The organism is Cupriavidus sp. C2SS-8b (assembly GCF_057073745.1).
In genome coordinates this window covers 237,997-255,185 of record NZ_CP172718.1, presented here as the reverse complement: position 1 = coordinate 255,185, position 17,189 = coordinate 237,997, and the positions used below count along the sequence as shown (strand labels likewise).

The following is a 17,189-nucleotide window of genomic DNA, read 5'->3' as shown; positions in this document are numbered from 1 at the left end:
AGAGTTTACAACCCCACCCGCTATGTCATTGACCGTAAACGACTTTCTGCGGAGCACCAGCCGCCAGGAGTTGTGTGTAATGAGGTGTCTTCAGCCAGGGCAATTGCTTCACGGAAATATGTAACACGCAGCGGCTTATGCGTTCGCTGTTCGAATTGGCAGGACTGGAAAGATCTATACCGGATATTTCGAACAGAATTGGGTGGAGCCAATCCTATGACTTTGAGTCATCTTTCTATAATAGATTTAAAGTTTCGGCAGATGTTATTTGCGGAATGAAATTTTATGCCCGCTAGGCGATCTATTTAGAGGAGCTCTACTGAACGTTTGCCAGCCATCAACCGCTTCGAAAGAGATGGGCGGCCGTTGGGCAGGCCGCCCTCTTTTGCGATGGAAGTACCATCCGCCCCAGCCTCGCGCGCGCAGGCTGCTCGTGCCGCCGTGATGCCGGCGGCCGTTGCCCCGATGACTACGATTTGCTTAGGGGAATCATCAGAGAGCCTCGTGAATCTCGATTGCCAACGCCGGACAGATCCCAGCAGCCAAGCGTGCAGATTTTGTATTGATCGGCCGACGGATCGGCATTCAAAAGAATGACGATTCCGTCATCCTTTTGGTCGAACAGATCCGGCGCATTGACGACGCATTGGCCGGAACCGCAGCATTTTTCGGGATAGATTGTGATTTTCATCGTGATTCGCCGTAGTGGATTTACCAGCTAACGGGCAGTGCCCTAACACCATACATGAGCGAATCGCTCTTGAACGCGAGGCTCTCGATGGGCACGGCCAGCCGAAGATTCGGCAGGCGCTTCAGTAGGGCGGTGAACATGATCTGCATTTCGACTCTGGCGAGAACTTGTCCCATGCACTGATGCGGGCCGTATCCGAATGCGATCTGTGTCCGGGCATCACGGCGGAGGTCAAAGACGTGGGGATCTTTGAACTGCTCCTGGTCGCGATTTGCGGAAATACTAAGCACGACAACGGGATCACCGGCTCGGATCAATTGCCCATTCACGACAACGTCCTCCAGTGCGACACGTCGCGTCCCGGACTGTATGACATCCAGGAAGCGTAGCATCTCCTCCACCGCGTTTGGAACGAGGCTTGGATTCTGGCGAAGCTCTTCCCAGATGTCCGGCCTCTGAAGTAGGAAGAGCACCCCCATCGACGTCGTATTTGCCGTCGTCTCGTGCCCGGCAATCAGCAGAAGCCTTCCAAGCGAGACCACGTCTGTTTCAGTGATATCGCCCTTCCGTACATGATTAACGATAAGGCGACTGAGGATGTCCTCCCCGGGGCTTTCGGATCTCTTCGCCACCAGTTCACGCAGGTATTCGCACAACGCTTGATTCGCGGCGCTAGCCTCTTCCCTCGTCGCGGTGCTCGACGTCATGATCATCGCCTGTTCTTGGAAGAAGTCGTGATCGTCGTATGGAACACCAAGCAACTCTGAGATAGCCAATGCTGGTGTCGCCAATGTAAAGGCGCTAACCAGGTCAGAAGGCTGCGGCCCCATCGCAAAATCTTCCAAGAGCTTGTCCACGATGGCCTGAAGTCGCGGCCGCAGATTCTCGATCTTTCGGATCGTGAATTCGCTGGTCAGCATCCGCCGTTGCTCTGAATGCTTGGGTTCATCCATGGTAATGAAGGTCCGGTTACTACTCCGAACAACCTTTACTGCGGCGCTGGAAGAGGGAAATCCCGGATGTGAGACGTCGGAGCTAAAGCGAGAGTCCGACAAGACAGCGCGAACATCGTCATAACGCGTGACAAGCCAAGCGATCTTTCCGTCCCAAAGCTTACCTTGTGCCAATTCGCCCTTCTGTTGCATCTGGAAGAACACCGGCGGCGGCGCCAAGGGATCTACGCGCTTAGGGGGGAAATCTGGGATTCCGCCGCTGTCGCCCTCAGCGTGAAAAGGACACGCTGATTTCGGCTCGTTCGCAGCCGCATCAAAAGGACAGCGCCCTTCTACCGCGGAAGATGGGTTGGAGGAAGGGGTGGGAGCAGGCGACTCCGTCATGGAAATATCTCCGAGGGCGATTGGTGGCTAATGTTAGGTAGCCTACCTATGTGGCGCAAAGGGGGGTTTACCCTCAACAACAGAATCGAAGGTCGACCCGTAGACATCAGAAGAAAGCGGAGAACCCATATGTGGCGATATGCCCGCCGACGTTGGAGTGCTTGCCCGCCCGCAACACCATCGCCATGGCATTCCAGCGCGCCATGGCGGCCAGTCGGCGCTCGATCGAGGTGTCGCCTGGGTACGGCTGCTCGCCCGATTCGGCAATCGTATTGACGTAGGGCGTCGTGATTGCGCCATGGAAATCCCCGTGTCGGGCCGCGTCCGATTCATGCAGGCGGCCGATCAGGTAGTGGGCGCGTTCGCGGCCTTCCACTTCGGTCACGGCGGCCAGGGCCTCAATCCATTCCTGGGTTTCCTGCGGGTCCACATCCAGCGGCAATACGTGTAGCGGCAACACCGGGGCATTCATCTCTGTCTCCATGGGATTGACGGGGCTTCGGTTCGCATCAGGCCCGGTCGGATAGGCGTGGCCATTGCGCTTCAAATAAATTGCAGTTGCAATCGTCTGGGCATTGTGAGCGCTCTGCGGCATAATTGCAACTGCAACTATTGGAGATACCATGTCGACTGAGAAGCCGGATTTGTGGTTTTCGTTTGTACGGTCGCACCGGGCCTTGATACGTGAGGTGGATCGGCGTCTTGCCGAGGCTGGACTGCCTGTCTACGCGTGGTACGACGTGCTGTGGGGGATTGAAAGCGGGCCGGAGGAAAGCCGCCGGATGCATGAGCTGGCCGATGTGCTTGCCATCGAGCGGTACAACCTGACTCGCCTGATTGACCGGCTGGAGCGTGAAGAGCTGGTGACCCGTATCCGGTCAGAGGAAGACGGCCGCGCCGCGTTCGTGTCCGTCACACGGCAAGGTAAGGCCTTGCGCAAGAAGATGTGGGGCATCTACGAGGCGGCGGTCAAAGAACTGTTTCTGGCCGAGTTCCGGCCGGAAGACATCGGGCGATTTTCTCGTGCGCTGGATGCGGCGGCAGCCAAAGCGGGGTGGCCGAAATAGGTTCGAACTCCCTTTTCGTGCGGTGACGCTTCTGGCTCGCGCCGGAGGGGACGAATGTGTCCGCTTTTTGGGACACGTTCGACTTAGTTGGCAACGGCGGTACCCTGACGCCTCAATCAAAGGTCAGTGGCATGACCGGCGCTTACCGGCCCACCCTAAGCGGACATCAGGATGGAGCAGAGACTGATATCCATTAGGCGCCCCGCATGACTGAAGAATTCCCTCAGAACGTTGTCTGCAACGCTTCATTTAATAGCTGGACAACGTATGCTTCGACCGCTTTGTGCCCGGTGAGGGCCTAGCTAGAGCGACGGCTGAGTTCCGTCCGTAGCGACAAAACGTAGTTTGGCTCACCAACTATTGGGGCGGCGCCGTACTTTCGCGAACTACAAGGTCAGGCTCGAACTCGGTCTGAATGCGTTTGGACCCGCCTTCAATCTGATCAACCAGGTTACGAGAAGTAAGTTCGCCAATCAGAACGGGATTCGAGTGTACGGTCGTGAGTGCGGGCGTCATCAGTTCCGCCATCTGCCAGTCGCCGAAGCCTGTAACTGAGATGTCGCTCGGAACCGATAGTCCCAATGTGCGGCACTCCGCGATCGCTGCCACAGCAACGAAGTCATTGATGCATATCAGGGCAGTCGGCTGTTCCTGATGCGGCAGCGAGTCATTACGCTCGAGACAGGTCCGAACCGCTTGCCGGACGGCAGATGCTTCGTACGGTGTCGGGAGAATGCGGTCGTCGGGTATCGAAATGCCGTTCTCACTGAGGACGTCTTGGATGCCCAGAAGTCGTTGAGAGGAGAGAAATTGAGTCTCTAGTGGCCCTGGGAGGACGGCAAACTTTCGATGTCCCTGTTTGACCAAATAGCTCGTCAACCTGCGCATCGCCAAGCGATTGTCATATCCCACCGTGGGATGCATACCCTCACGATCGACGGCCCACATTAGGACATACGGAATGGCATGCTTGTGGATTAGCGAGAAGACGTCAGGGTGATGCTGTGACCCGATAATGGCGATTCCGTCGACTCTGCGCTCCAAAAGCGCGCGCGCGCAGCGTAGTTCTGTCTCACTGTCGTCCCGGTGGCACGTCAATAAAACGGTGTATCCGAGCCGATCGAGCTGCGCCTCTAAGGTATCGACCGCTTTCGCGTAAAGCTCGTTCATCAGTGTCGGCGCAATGATGCCGACCGATCGCGTGCGCCCTTGACGCAGGTCCCGAGCCGAGGAAGACGGGACGTAGTTGAGGCTTGCGATGGCGTTCTGCACGCGCTCCAGCGTGTCAGGTCGCAGCCGATCCGGCGATGTCAGTGCACGGGAGACTGTTGCCGAGGAAACGCCGGCGAGGAGGGCGACTTGCTTGACATTCACCATATCGGATCAGCGGTTATCTTCAGCCTGGGATATCGGCCGACTGCCGTCATTGTAACGACCTTGGTAGTCCACAGGCAGTTTCCGTCGTCGGGGGGTATCCCGACGACGGACCGGCATTCCCGGTGAGGGCTAGTCGAGCCGGACCTTTGCTGAATCAGCCACGCGCTTCCATTTCGTAACTTCGGTGCGCAGAAACGCATCGAATGCTTCCGGGGTGCCGCCTGCGATCTGCGCGCCTTGAGCCATCAGCTTGTCGCGGACCTCCGGATCCTGAAGGGCTTTGTTGAACTGGCTGTTCATCTTAGCAACGATGGCTGGTGAGGTCCCGGTCGGCACCATAAATCCACCCCAAGAAACGGCTTCGTATCCGCTTATCCCGAGCGCTTCATCTACCGTCGGCACATCGGGCAGTGCCGGCAATCGAGTCTTGCTCGTGACCGCAAGAGCCCTGAGTTTTCCACTCTTGACATGTGGCATTCCAGCAAGCGCGGTGGGAAGGGCAACATTGATCTGCTGACCGAGCACGTCTGTGAGCGAAGGCGCGTCTCCCTTATAGGGAACGTGGTTCATCTTGACGCCAGCCATGGTACTAAGGAGTTCCCCGGCCAGATGGCTGCCCGAACCGTTGCCTGCAGATCCAAAGGTAATCTGTCCTGGCTTGGCCTTTGCTAATGAGACCAGTTGGCGCAGGTCCTTCACCGGCGAATTTGCTGCCGTGACGATAATGAGCGGCACCTTTGTCACCAAGACAACTGGCGTAAAGTCTTTCAGCGTGTCATAAGGAAGTCTCCCGTATACGGCCGGGTTGATGGCATTCGGCCCAAGGTTGGCCATCAGCACGGTGTAGCCGTCAGGCTGCGCCTTCGCAACGGCTTCATTAGCGATGATGCCGTTTGCGCCAGGCCGGTTCTCCACAACAACAGACTCTCCCCATGCCTGGCTAAGCTTAGCGCTTAGGAGCCTGGCGGTCACGTCTGAGGCGCCGCCAGGGGGATATGGAAGAACGACCCGAATCGGCTGGACCGGCCATTCCTTAGCGTGGGCGGCGGCCAGACCGATGGTCAGTGTCACTCCGCAAACGGCTAATGCCCCCGCAATTCGTAGCAATCGATGCATGTCTGTCTCCTTTGAACGTGATCTTTATGGTGATCACTGTGGTCGGGCGGATTACACGTCAGATCGTCCCATCGCGGCGCATTGCCTCAATTTGCTCCACAGACTTCCCGAGCTCATTTTTCAGGATGGTTTCAGTGTGTTCGCCCAGCGCTGGGGGCGCGCGAAGGTAGTCGATACTGCTGCGAGAGAACTTGATAGGGTTCGCAACCTGGGGCGCGCTTGCACCGCTGCTGTGGGGCAAAGAGAAAACCATTTCACGCGCCCGGATATGGGGATCCTCCAGTGCTTCTGGAATGCTCTGGATCGGGCCACAAGGTACGCCGACCGATTCCAGCAGTTTGAGCCACGTGTCTCTCTCTTCTTCTTCAAAGCGAGCCGAGAGCACCTCCACAAGACTTTCACGGTTCTTTAGACGATCCGCATTGCGTCGATAGCGGTCATCATCCGGAAGATTGATTAAACCCAGCGCTTCGCACATGGCTCGGAACTGCCGGTCATTACCGACTGCTACGATCAGAGAGCCATCGCTTGCAGGGAATGACTGATAAGGTGCGAGATTGGGGTGCGCGTTGCCCCAACGACGCGGGTGGCTCCCGCCCACCAAATAGTTCGAGGCCTGGTTTGCCAGCCACGCCACCTGCGTATCCAGCAGGCTCATATCGATGTACTGCCCGCGGCCACTGCCGACTCGCTCAAATAGCGCGCTGACAATTGCAACGCTTGCATACATGCCAGTCATCAAGTCCGATATGGGCACCCCGCATTTTTGCGGGCCGCCACCGGGGACGCCGTCGCGCTCGCCTGTGATGCTCATCAGCCCGCCCATGGCTTGCACCACGAAATCGTATCCAGCCCGCTTGCGGTATGGGCCCGTCTGCCCGAAGCCGGTGATGGAGCAGTAGACGAGCCGAGGATTGATCTCACTCAGGGTCTTGAAGTCCAACCCGTAACGTTGCATATCGCCGAACTTGTAGTTCTCAACGAAGACGTCGCAATCTTTGACTAGCTCGTGCAGCAAATCCTGACCGACCTTGCTGCTGACATCCAGAGTGATCGAACGCTTCCCGCGATTGGCGCAAAGGAAGTACGCCGACTCTTCCGTCGTCGTGCCATCCTCACGAGTAAGGAACGGCGGGCCCCAAGCTCGCGTGTCATCGCCGGTGCCGGGACGCTCAACCTTCATCACGTCAGCGCCCAGGTCGGACAATAGTTGCGTGCTCCAGGGTCCAGCAAGGATCCGGCTCAAGTCTAGGACCTTGATACCTGCAAGGGGGCCTGCCATATCTCCTACTCCTCTTTTTTGAGTTTCTAACTAATTAGCTCGGGTCGAACAGCACGCCAGGGTTCAAGACCTGGTGCGGATCAAAGGCCTGCTTGGCGGCCTTTAGCGCGGTGCAGAACAGCTCCGGCCGTTCCTTGTCGTACCAAGGGCGATGGTCCCGACCAAGCGCATGGTGGTGGGTCACCGTACCGCCTGCGTCCACCATGGCTTGCTCTCCAATGCGTTTGATCGCTTGGAACTGCTCGGGCAATCGAGCCTTATCGCCATAGGCAAACCACGTGAAATATGGCGCAGGGCCATCAGGGTAGAGGTGGGTAAAGCGGCAAGTCACCGAACCCGGGCGGCCGGTAACTTCGCGAATGGCCCGATGCGTTTCTGCCTTGACGTGCGCGTGAAGAGCGGCGAACTTGTCCCACGTGCACGCGGTTTCCATGGTCTCGCGCATGACGCCGCGAGCAATGGCGTACTCGCGCAGGTATGGGCCGCGCAGGAACTTGTTTCGCCAGCTCGATGTCGCAGCGTCCGCACCACCTTGGTTTCCGCTGACCGGATCATCGTCCCATTCGCCGCCGCACTCCGCGCAAATTTCCAGTGCTCGCTTCAGGCGTGCCTCGACCGGGTGGTCGGCGGACTCGAATCCCAGCACGAGAATGTCATAGCTGCCGTCGCTCGAACCCGTGTACAAGGCTTCTTCGCGTTCCACAAGGCGGGCATTGGCAGGGTTCAGTCCAGATTGAGACAGTACCCGTGTGGCCTCGACAGCGCGCGCATAGTCACGGAAACGTACGGTCACCTGCTTGCGGAAGACCGGCCGGCGGTGAAGCTTGACCCACGCCTCGGTAATGATGCCCAGTGCGCCTTCGGAGCCGAGGAAAAGTCGATCCGGATTGGGTCCCGAACCCGATACCGGGAAACGTCGGGATTCAATGGCACCCTGGGGCGTTACCACTCGCATGCTCTCGACGTGGTCGTCGATCTGAGTGAACGCGGTCGCAAAGTGGCCTGCTGCTCGCGTTGCGATCCAACCCCCCAGTGACGAGAACTCCCACGCTTGCAGGAAGAATCGCATGGTCAGGCCGGTGGGCTTGAGCTGTCGTTCCAGCTCCGGGCCAAGGACGCCCGCTTGAATGCGCGCGGCCTGCGATGTTTGGTCTACCTCCAGCACTTTGTTGAAGTGCTTCATGTCGATGGACACCACGCCACGGTAACGATCGTGCTCGGGCGGATTCACGCCGGCCACGACGCTGGTGCCGCCGCCGTACGGAACTGCAGCAACGTTCTGGCGCCCGCACCAGTCGAACAGGTCCACGATGTCCTGCTCAGTGCGCGGGTAGGCGATGACGTCCGGCGGGTTGGAAAATTCCCGGCGCATTGCGCGCGCAACATCCATGGTGCCCGCGCCGTAGGTGTGATACAGGCGGTCGTAATGATCGCTTGTGCAGATTTCGCGAAGCGACGCGGGCAGCTGTACGCGAGGTTTGCGCAGCGAAATTTCTTCGGGCGTCGGAAAAGGTGTCGCTTCGAAGTGCTCGACACCCAGCAAGCGTGTCCACGCTGCCTCGAACTCCCGGATTTCGTCCGGCGTGACGGTGTCACCCTCATAGCCCCACCCGTAAAACTTACGACGACGTTCCTGCATTGTTGCCTCCTGTGTGATGTGGTAATCGATTACATACGTTACGGTAACCTGCATCAGAGACTGTAAATAACCAATGCCAGTACGGTGATGAGGCGAAAACAGCACTGCGTGCAATCGATTACATAAGTTTAGATTGGTGCGGCATAATGTCAAGCAGTTAACGCAGTCGCGGCCATGGGTTGGAGCAGGAGTCGACGAAGAGATCGGATCGCTAAGAGACCTTCCCGCGGCGAGGTCACTGTGGGTTGGAGAGCGACTTACTTGGTGGTCTTCCCTTGCAGGGCGTCACGTACGTCCTTGCCTGAGGACCCAGTGAGTCGATCCTGAGCAAGCAATCTGGGGGCGCTTGCTCGTTGCAGCGTTGGCATGGTGCTCGAGCGACAGAGCAGCAAGAAGTGTGGCCGCTCCCTAGGCCTCAAGCGATGACATGCGGCATATCCGCCCTGGGTAGCCCACCAAACGGAGAGAAGATATGGCCCTGCAACACATCCCGCCCATTCAATGTCTTGTCACCTTCGAGACGGTTGCAAGGCTTCGGAGCGCCACACGTGCCGCCGACGAGTTGTGTGTAACAACCAGCGCCGTGAGTCATCGAATCCGCCAGCTTGAATCTCACCTCGGTGTTGAACTCTTCGGGCGGAGTGACTTCACGCTTTCTGCACATGGTGCAGCGTACCTGGCGAATGTCCGAAGCGGCCTCGCTGCGCTACAGCAGATGCCGGTCAAAAATGGAAAAGCCTCTTCCACGCGACTGCGGGTCGCGGTGACCCCAACTTTCTCCAGGCAGTTCCTGATGCCCAAACTGGAACTGTTCCGCAACAAGTATCCGGACATCGACCTTATCTTGCAGGTCTCCATCCCATTCCTGGACGTCACAGCCGAGCCATCCGATTTGGAAATCCGGTACGGCGCCGGCGGATATGCGGACGTCGATCATCGCGTCGTTCTCTCGGAGGAGGTGGCGCCGGCTTGCAGCCCTACCTATCTCAACGAGTTCGGCCCCTTCGAAGGCTTCGAAATGGCGGGTGAAATCGACCAGGCGCGTCTGATACGTAGCCCGCTTGAGCCTTGGACGACATGGTTCTCCTCATGTGGATTGACGAGAACGGAGCCGCATGTGGGCGCTCAATTCAACGATCTAGGGCTTCTCTATGACGCAGCCGCGTGCGGGTTCGGCGTGGCACTAGTGAGGACCCGTATGGCGCAGTCATGGCTAGAGGGGGGGCGACTCATCCGCATATCGGATCGATCCGTGCCTTCACCGATGGCGCACTACTTATGCTGGGAACCTGGGGCCCTGGAGAGATGGGAGTGCGCCGCCTTTATGGAGTGGCTCACCGACTCGCTAAGTTGAGCGGCCCAAACACGGCAATCAAGTTTTCTGCAACTCAACCGCAAATAACTCTCAACCTGCTATATCGCGTGATTGTCTACAGTCAAGTCATGGCGTCTCGTCGACGCCTTTGACAGAAGTGTATTAGAACCTCCCCACACAATGCATCGCATTCATCGCTCAACGTTTGAGCCTCAGCGCCCGGAAGCAACGCTCCGCCTTGGAGCTGCAGCATCCGTCCAGGCTGATTGCGCGGTTCGCCGGCTCGCTACGGTCGCGCCGTCGCTCCGCACTGATTATCCAATAGACCGGCACAGCACGACGCAGCTTCATCGCACCAGGAGGGCAAAGTCATGAATGCGACGCGTGACGGCTGGTTGGCACATCCTACTGACGCTGAGCGGAGGGAAGCCCGGCGTGCGGAAGTGGTTTCCGCGCTAGAAGGCGTGCTGCCTAGGGACCTTATCCTGTCGCAGCGCGAGGACACCCAGCCATTTGAATGCGATGGCCTTACGGCCTATCGGGCGCAGCCGCTCGTCGTGGTGCTTCCCGAAACAGAAGAGCAGGTTGTTGCCATTCTGCGAACGTGCAAGACGCTCGGTGCGCCCGTCGTGGCTCGGGGCGCAGGCACGGGATTGTCAGGCGGTGCGCTCCCACATGAGATGGGCGTGCTCCTTTCGCTCGCTCGTTTTAACCGGATCGTCAGGGTAGATCCTGTGAGTTGTACCGCAGTGGTCCAATGCGGTGTACGCAACGCCGCAATCAGTGAGGCAGCCGCTACGTATGGGCTGTACTACGCCCCCGATCCGTCCAGCCAGATTGCCTGCACGATCGGTGGAAACGTGGCCGAGAATTCCGGAGGCGTCCATTGCCTCAAGTACGGACTCACGTTGCAGAACGTAATGAAAGTACGGGGATACACCATTCAGGGCGAGGCGATAGAGTTTGGATCGGAAGCCCTTGATGTCCCTGGGCTCGATTTGCTCGGCGTCGTTGTAGGCAGTGAAGGGATGCTCGCAGTGACATTGGAAGTCACCGTCAAGTTAATTCCTAAGCCAGAACTTGCGCGATGCATCGTTGCAAGCTTCGACACCGTCGAAGCCGCTGGTGACGCCGTAGCCAACGTCATCGCGGCCGGCATCATCCCAGCCGGCCTGGAACTGATGGACAAGCCGATGACCGCCGCCGTAGAGGACTTCGTGCATGCTGGCTATGACCTGGACGCGGCCGCAATCCTATTGTGCGAGAGTGATGGGACGGCGTTGGAGGTCGAGGACGAGATTGTGAAGATGAATGCCGTCCTCACCGCCAGCGGGGCCACTCGTCTTGAAGCAAGTCAGGACGAGGCGCAGCGTCTTCGTTTCTGGAGCGGGCGAAAGAATGCATTTCCCGCGACGGGGCGCATGAGCCCGGATTACCTGTGCATGGATTCCACGATTCCTCGCAAGAGTCTCGCTGCGATCCTTCGAGCAATCAGCGAGATGGAGGTGCGCTATGGGCTTCGCTGCGTGAACGTGTTCCACGCCGGCGACGGGAATCTACATCCGCTGATCCTTTTCGACGCCAACAATCCCGAAGAACTGCACCAGGCGGAGCAATTCGGCGCTGAGATTCTGGAAACAAGCGTCACGCTTGGCGGGACGGTGACCGGAGAGCACGGTGTGGGCGTGGAGAAGCTGAACTCAATGTGCGTTCAGTTCTCAGGCGCAGAGCGAGAACAAATGTTTGCGCTGAAACGTGCATTCGATCCGCAATCGCTCTTGAATCCTGGGAAGGTAATTCCGACGCTGCATCGATGTGCCGAATATGGTCGCATGACTGTTCGGCGTGGGATGCTGCCGCATCCAGAAATCCCGAGGTTCTAGAATGACGACGATCCCCACGGAAGTGTCTCATCTGATTGAGACAGTCCTGCATGCAAGAAAAACGAAGACCTCTCTCAACATCGTTGGCGGCGGTACGAAATGCTTCTACGGTGAAGAGCCGTCGGGTGAACCGTGTGATGTCCGGCGCCTCAGCGGAATTTGCAGCTATGAACCGTCTGAGCTGGTTGTCACCGCTCGTGCAGGCACACCGCTAGAAGAACTTGAGGCCGTGCTGGCCGAGCACAATCAGTACCTTGCCTTTGAGCCGCCACGCTTTGCTAAAGGAAGTACTGTCGGAGGAGCGGTCGCGGCAGGTCTGAGCGGGCCAGCACGCGTCGGGGTAGGGTCCATTCGGGACTTCGTTCTCGGCGCGACCATGATTAACGGCAAAGGCGAGCTTCTGACATTCGGCGGGCAAGTGATGAAGAACGTTGCCGGTTATGACGTTTCGCGTCTCCTGGCGGGCTCAATGGGAACACTCGGTGTTATCTGTGAGGTCTCGCTGAAGGTTCTGCCCATTCATTCATCGAGGATCACCCTGTTCATTGAACGCGACGAAGCAGGGGCGTTGTCTCTCTTAAACGGGCTGACTCGGCAAGCATTGCCAGTCAATGCGAGTGCCTGGCACGACGGAAAGCTGTTCCTCCGACTGAGTGGTGCAGCCTCTGCTGTCACGGAAGCCAGAAAGCGTTTGGGCGGGACTGAGCTGGAACCAGACGAAGCGTTGTCCTGGTGGGATGCCGTCCGCGACCACCGCCACGACTTCTTTTCACAGAGCGACGCGCCTCTCTGGCGTGTTTCCGTTCCGGCAGTCTCCCAACCCTTCTTGGCCGCGAATCAGCTTATTGAATGGGGTGGTGCATTGAGATGGCTATACACCGACGATCCCATCGAGGACGTTCGGGAAATGGCGTCATCGCTTGGTGGTCACGCCACGCTGTTCAGGGATCCGCATCATAGGAGCGGCGTGTTCACGCCACCGAGCGATGCGCTCTTCGAGATTCATCGCAATCTCAAGCAAGCGTTTGATCCCGATGGCATCTTCAATGTTGGTCGACTCTACCCCGGCCTGTAAGGGGCTCCATATGCAGACAAAACTAAGTCATGAGTTTGCCAACACTCCAGAAGGGGCGGAGGCCGAAGAGATTCTGCGCAAGTGCGTGCATTGCGGCTTTTGTACGGCAACGTGTCCGACTTACCTGCTTCTGGGCGATGAACGTAACGGACCCCGGGGACGCATCTACTTGATGAAGCAGTTGCTTGAGGGGGAAGAGGTCACAGCAAGCACCCAACAGAATCTAGACCGCTGCTTGACGTGCCGGAACTGTGAAAGCACCTGTCCCAGCGGTGTCGAGTACGGCAAGCTAGTTCACATTGGGCGGAAGCTAGTCGATGAGCGAATTCCTCGTCCGCCAAAAGACCGCGCGGTGCGTTGGCTGCTGCGTGAGGGGCTAACTTCGCCATTGTTCTTGCCGGCCATGAAGATTGGCCGAATGGTTCGGCCGCTACTTCCTTCCAAGCTCGCCAACAAGCTTACGCCGAGCAGACCTGCGGGTCAGCGCCCAACGCGCCGCCACGCCAGGAAAGTGCTCATGCTCGAAGGTTGTGTGCAGCCGGCGATGATGCCGAACATCAATTCTGCGACCGCGCGGGTACTCGATGCAGCCGACTTTCAGGTTGTAAGTGTTCCTCGAGCCGGTTGCTGTGGCGCGATCCGGCTGCACACCGGAGATCACAAGGGCGGCCTCGATGATATGCGCAGAAACATCGACGCCTGGTGGCCGGCGATTTCCAGCGGTGAAGTCGAGGCAATTGTCATGAACGCGTCCGGCTGCGGCGCGACCGTGAAGGACTACGCCGACTTGCTAAAGCATGACGCGGAGTACGCCGAGAAGGCAGCTCGGGTTAGCGAGTTGACCCGCGACCTGAGCGAATTGCTTCCTGAACTTCTGCCAAGACTGCGCGGCAAAGTCAAAGCGTGCGACAAGCCGGCCTTGGCGTTCCATCCGCCGTGCACGCTGCAACACGGCCAGAAGCTGCGGGGAGTGGTGGAGGAGCATCTGGGACAGTTGGGCTTTTCCGTTCATCGTGCCAGCGTGGAGAGTCACCTTTGTTGCGGCTCAGCCGGCACCTACTCCGTTCTGCAGCCCGAAATTTCACTCCAGCTCAGAGACCGCAAGATCGAGCATCTGAGCGAGAAGCAACCTGACTGCATCGTGTCCGCGAACATCGGTTGCATCCAGCATTTGCAAAGTGGAACGCCCACGCCAGTAAAGCACTGGATCGAGGTACTGGATGATGCAATCGAGCCGGCAGTCCAACCAGAGGAACAAGTATTTATCTAGCGGCAGGGCAAGAAACGGCGTCGAAGTCGGCACGGGCTGCGAGAGCGGCCCATGCAGTAGTGTTTCGCCTCCTGCAAGTAACGCGGTCGGCGAAAAGTTAGTCACATCAAGATAAGAGGAGCATTTTGTGGCGATCTATCGAATTGGAGAGAAAGAACCGACAATTCATCCGAGCTCGTATGTATCCGAGCATGCGGTAATCATCGGCGACGTGGAAATCGCCGAAGACGTGTCCATCTGGCCCGGCGCTGTGATCCGCGGCGACAATGAAAAGATCACGATTAGGCGAGGCGTGAACGTCCAGGAGGGGGCTGTGTTGCACACCGATCCTGGCTTTCCCGTCGAGGTAGGCGAGATGGTCTCCATTGGACACCAGGCGATGCTTCACGGTTGCAAGGTCGGAGCACGTAGTCTGGTCGGCATTCAGGCTGTGATCCTGAATGGATCCGAACTCGGACAACAATGCCTCGTGGGGGCCGGATCCTTGATCGGCGAGCGCAAGAACTTCCCGGCAGGAGGCTTGGTCATGGGCACACCTGCAAAGCAGGTACGTGAACTAACGGAGGAAGTCAAAGCTGCGATCGAGAAGAACGCTGACGACTACATTAACAAGGCGAAGACGTACAAGAAGGACCTGGTCAAGCTGAGTTAGCAAGCTCCGCGCGTCGGCGGATCAAGCGTCGACGCCTTGAGACGAGAGCGCCAGCCAGCGCCTCGTCTCGTCATCCCTCTCCATCAAGATTGGTGCTCCGGCCATCGCGAACGAACGCGACAAGGCCCGGCCTTGAGTTGCTACCCGGCCACAGGCACAGAACCCCTTCACGCGCCGCCGCTGTCTGCGTGGTCGCTACCCTCACCAGTCGGACCATATCGACTCGGTGCCTCCAGGTACTTCGCGCGATCATTCTTCACTGAATCGTTATATCATCTGCTCAGTGATTGCCCCCTTTTTGTAGACATGACAGAACCTACGGTTGAAATGCTTGCGGACGAACTTAGACCCCGCTTGATGCGGATCGTTGTAGCGCTGCGGCGGGAAATGAGAGCGGCGCACGTGCCCCCCGCGCAGAGCGCTGTTCTTAGTGCATTGCTCGTAAGAGGGCCGATGCGAGTTAGCGATCTGGCCAGGAATGAAGGCGTCAGATTGCCTACGATGACGCAGATTGTCGGGCGGATGGTCGACGCCGAGTTAATCGCGCGCTCCGCACCCGTCGGCTCGTACAACAACATGATTCAGATTACTGATGAAGGCCGGGCTGTGGCCGGCAAATTGGCCGCACAGCGGACGGCGGCACTGGGCAAGCGCATGGAGGGATTGACGCCCGAGGAGTTGCAGACGGTGATCGCGATGTTCCCCATCATCGATAAGATGTTCAAAAGAGAACCGTGGCTGGACCACGAGTAATACCAACGAAATCTTCCTGGAAGACGACACGATTCGAGAAGGCTTATCGCTAGCCGGCCGCGCTTGCGCTGCAACTGCGGAGCCATGCAGGGAGTTGTCAGAGTCGCCGAGAGCAACCGCATCGCCCAATATGGGGCGCACTGCCGCGACCTATACGCTAATAAAAAAGGCGCCTAACACTCACTTAGGCGCCAAAACCTGACTGGGAACGTAGCTTCGGGGGAAAGGGCGACGTATCGCCCTTTGCGGCCCCCGATCTACACTTGAGTTACAAATTTCGTGACGAGATAGCCGTCGAACGTCTCGGTCCCACCCTCACTCCCGATACCGCTATCTTTAATGCCTCCAAACGGTGTTTCGGCGAGAGCGCTTCCAAAGTGGTTGATGTTGACCATGCCGGCCTCAAGGCGGGTAGAGACAGCATGCGCTGTCTTCGCTGACTCGGTAAACACGTAAGACGACAGGCCGTAAGTCAGTTTGTTCGCCCGTGCCAGCACCTCATCCAGATCGTCGAACGCTACAACCGGGGCGACAGGGCCGAATGGCTCGCAAGTCATGAGCATGGAGTCGTCTGAAATGTCTATAACGACGCTGGGCGCGAAGAAATGTCCTGTGTCGCTGCACCTGGTCCCTCCCACGACAACCTTTCCGCCGCGCGCTTTGGAGTCGGCAATCAACCCTTCCATTGCAGCAACACGGCGTTGGTTTGCGAGCGGTCCCATCTGTGTCGAGCTGTCTATACCGTTGCCGACCCGCACTGCGCCAATGACGTCCGTAAAACGCCTGAGGAACCTATCGTAAGCCCCGCGCTGGACGAAGAAGCGGGAGGGCGAGACGCATACCTGACCAGCGTTTCGCAGCTTGTAGTTTGCAAGCATCTCGGCGGCGGTATGGACATCCGCATCGTCGAAGACGATTGCAGGGGAGTGACCACCAAGCTCCATAGTGATTCGCTTCATATGGGATCCTGCTAGAGCTGCTAGTTGTTTGCCAACAGCAGTGGACCCCGTAAAGGAGATCTTCTGGACCAGCGGAGATGCAATGAGGTGTGCTGACACCTCCGCCGGGACGCCAAATACAATGTTTAAGCAACCAGGAGGAAGGCCCGCATCATGGAACAGTTGAGCGATCGCCAGCACGGCACTCGGTGTCTCTTCTGGTCCCTTCAGAATGATCGTACAGCCTGCGCCAAGCGCGGCAGAGATTTTCCGGATCGCCTGATTGAAGGGAAAATTCCAAGGGGTGAAGGCTGCGCAGACTCCGACCGGCTGACGTAGCACGAGCTGGCGGACGTTAGGGTTGCGGCTGGGGATCACGCGGCCGTAGATCCGCCGAGCCTCTTCTGCATGCCAGTCCGCATGCTCTGCACAAACCGTTACTTCGCCCACGGCTTCGTGCAGAGGCTTCCCCTGGTCAATGGTCATGTTGCGGCCGATTTCCGGCGCCCTTTGACGGGCGAGCTCCGCAACTTTACGCAAGATTGCACTGCGTTCCAAAGGCGATGAGTCGCGCCACGTCAGGAAAGCTCGATGAGCCGCCTCGACGGCGGTGTCGAGGTCCTCGCGGGTGGCGAGCGGCAGTCGCCCAACGACCTCCTCCGTCGCAGGATTGACTACGTCCTGGTGTCGCCGGCCTTCAATGCCGAGAAATTCGCCATTGATGTAAAGGGATAATTCTGGATACACAGCGTGTACTCCAATGACTAAGAGGTTAGCTACGAAATTCTGTGCTT

At 58.1% G+C, this 17,189-nt stretch carries 13 protein-coding genes and 2 pseudogenes; 7 read left to right on the top strand and 8 right to left on the bottom strand.

The window, feature by feature from the left end; translation table 11 throughout:
• Window positions 1–492: 492 nt before the first annotated feature.
• From ACIGJB_RS30810 to aceE, 3 genes and pseudogenes are all read right to left on the bottom strand, one after another.
• A pseudogene (locus ACIGJB_RS30810) lies at window positions 493–691 on the bottom strand (ferredoxin).
• Window positions 692–711: 20 nt separating this feature from the next.
• The gene (locus tag ACIGJB_RS30805) at window positions 712–2,028 is read right to left on the bottom strand and encodes a cytochrome P450 (protein ID WP_081201625.1); all 1,317 of its coding nucleotides are present in this window, start codon (window positions 2,026–2,028) and stop codon (window positions 712–714) included.
• Between the two features lie 115 nt (window positions 2,029–2,143).
• A pseudogene (aceE, locus tag ACIGJB_RS30800) lies at window positions 2,144–2,500 on the bottom strand (pyruvate dehydrogenase (acetyl-transferring), homodimeric type); the annotation flags it as partial.
• 151 nt (window positions 2,501–2,651) lie between these two features.
• Between aceE and ACIGJB_RS30795 the strand changes: the two are divergent.
• On the top strand, window positions 2,652–3,095 hold the full coding sequence (locus ACIGJB_RS30795) for a MarR family winged helix-turn-helix transcriptional regulator (RefSeq protein ID WP_043355349.1): 444 nt from the start codon (window positions 2,652–2,654) through the stop codon (window positions 3,093–3,095).
• A gap of 357 nt (window positions 3,096–3,452) precedes the next feature.
• Here ACIGJB_RS30795 and ACIGJB_RS30790 read toward each other — a convergent pair whose 3' ends face one another.
• From ACIGJB_RS30790 to ACIGJB_RS30775, 4 genes are all read right to left on the bottom strand, one after another.
• Window positions 3,453–4,472 (bottom strand): LacI family DNA-binding transcriptional regulator, encoded by a 1,020-nt coding sequence (locus ACIGJB_RS30790; protein ID WP_043355348.1) that lies wholly within the window; start codon window positions 4,470–4,472, stop codon window positions 3,453–3,455.
• A gap of 129 nt (window positions 4,473–4,601) precedes the next feature.
• A complete protein-coding gene (locus tag ACIGJB_RS30785) occupies window positions 4,602–5,588 on the bottom strand; it encodes a Bug family tripartite tricarboxylate transporter substrate binding protein (RefSeq protein ID WP_043355346.1) in 987 nt (328 codons plus the stop codon).
• Window positions 5,589–5,646: 58 nt separating this feature from the next.
• Window positions 5,647–6,870 carry a CaiB/BaiF CoA transferase family protein gene (locus ACIGJB_RS30780; protein WP_043355344.1) on the bottom strand — a complete coding sequence of 408 codons (1,224 nt, stop codon included), beginning with the start codon at window positions 6,868–6,870 and terminating at the stop codon, window positions 5,647–5,649.
• 34 nt (window positions 6,871–6,904) lie between these two features.
• Window positions 6,905–8,509: an FAD-binding oxidoreductase gene (locus ACIGJB_RS30775; RefSeq protein WP_043355342.1), complete on the bottom strand. Its 1,605-nt coding sequence runs from the start codon at window positions 8,507–8,509 to the stop codon at window positions 6,905–6,907.
• Window positions 8,510–8,981: 472 nt separating this feature from the next.
• On the opposite strand from ACIGJB_RS30775, the gene ACIGJB_RS30770 reads away from it, so the two are divergent.
• The 6 genes from ACIGJB_RS30770 (at window position 8,982) to ACIGJB_RS30745 (ending at window position 15,457) form a co-directional block, all read left to right on the top strand.
• Window positions 8,982–9,863 carry a LysR substrate-binding domain-containing protein gene (locus ACIGJB_RS30770; protein ID WP_043355340.1) on the top strand — a complete coding sequence of 294 codons (882 nt, stop codon included), beginning with the start codon at window positions 8,982–8,984 and terminating at the stop codon, window positions 9,861–9,863.
• A 332-nt stretch (window positions 9,864–10,195) separates the two neighbouring features.
• Window positions 10,196–11,707, top strand: coding sequence for an FAD-linked oxidase C-terminal domain-containing protein (locus ACIGJB_RS30765; RefSeq protein ID WP_043355338.1), 1,512 nt, complete (start codon window positions 10,196–10,198; stop codon window positions 11,705–11,707).
• 1 nt (window position 11,708) lies between these two features.
• Window positions 11,709–12,782, top strand: coding sequence for a glycolate oxidase subunit GlcE (gene glcE, locus ACIGJB_RS30760; RefSeq protein ID WP_062794395.1), 1,074 nt, complete (start codon window positions 11,709–11,711; stop codon window positions 12,780–12,782).
• Window positions 12,783–12,792: 10 nt separating this feature from the next.
• Window positions 12,793–14,052 carry a glycolate oxidase subunit GlcF gene (gene glcF, locus ACIGJB_RS30755; protein WP_043358198.1) on the top strand — a complete coding sequence of 420 codons (1,260 nt, stop codon included), beginning with the start codon at window positions 12,793–12,795 and terminating at the stop codon, window positions 14,050–14,052.
• A 127-nt stretch (window positions 14,053–14,179) separates the two neighbouring features.
• The gene (locus ACIGJB_RS30750; protein WP_043355330.1) at window positions 14,180–14,704 is read left to right on the top strand and encodes a gamma carbonic anhydrase family protein; all 525 of its coding nucleotides are present in this window, start codon (window positions 14,180–14,182) and stop codon (window positions 14,702–14,704) included.
• A 306-nt stretch (window positions 14,705–15,010) separates the two neighbouring features.
• Entirely contained in the window at window positions 15,011–15,457 is a 447-nt protein-coding gene (locus ACIGJB_RS30745; RefSeq protein WP_081050314.1) for a MarR family winged helix-turn-helix transcriptional regulator, read from the top strand.
• 257 nt (window positions 15,458–15,714) lie between these two features.
• Here the strand turns inward: ACIGJB_RS30745 and ACIGJB_RS30740 are convergent, their stop codons facing one another.
• Window positions 15,715–17,142 (bottom strand): NAD-dependent succinate-semialdehyde dehydrogenase, encoded by a 1,428-nt coding sequence (locus tag ACIGJB_RS30740; protein ID WP_062794397.1) that lies wholly within the window; start codon window positions 17,140–17,142, stop codon window positions 15,715–15,717.
• Window positions 17,143–17,189 lie beyond the last annotated feature (47 nt).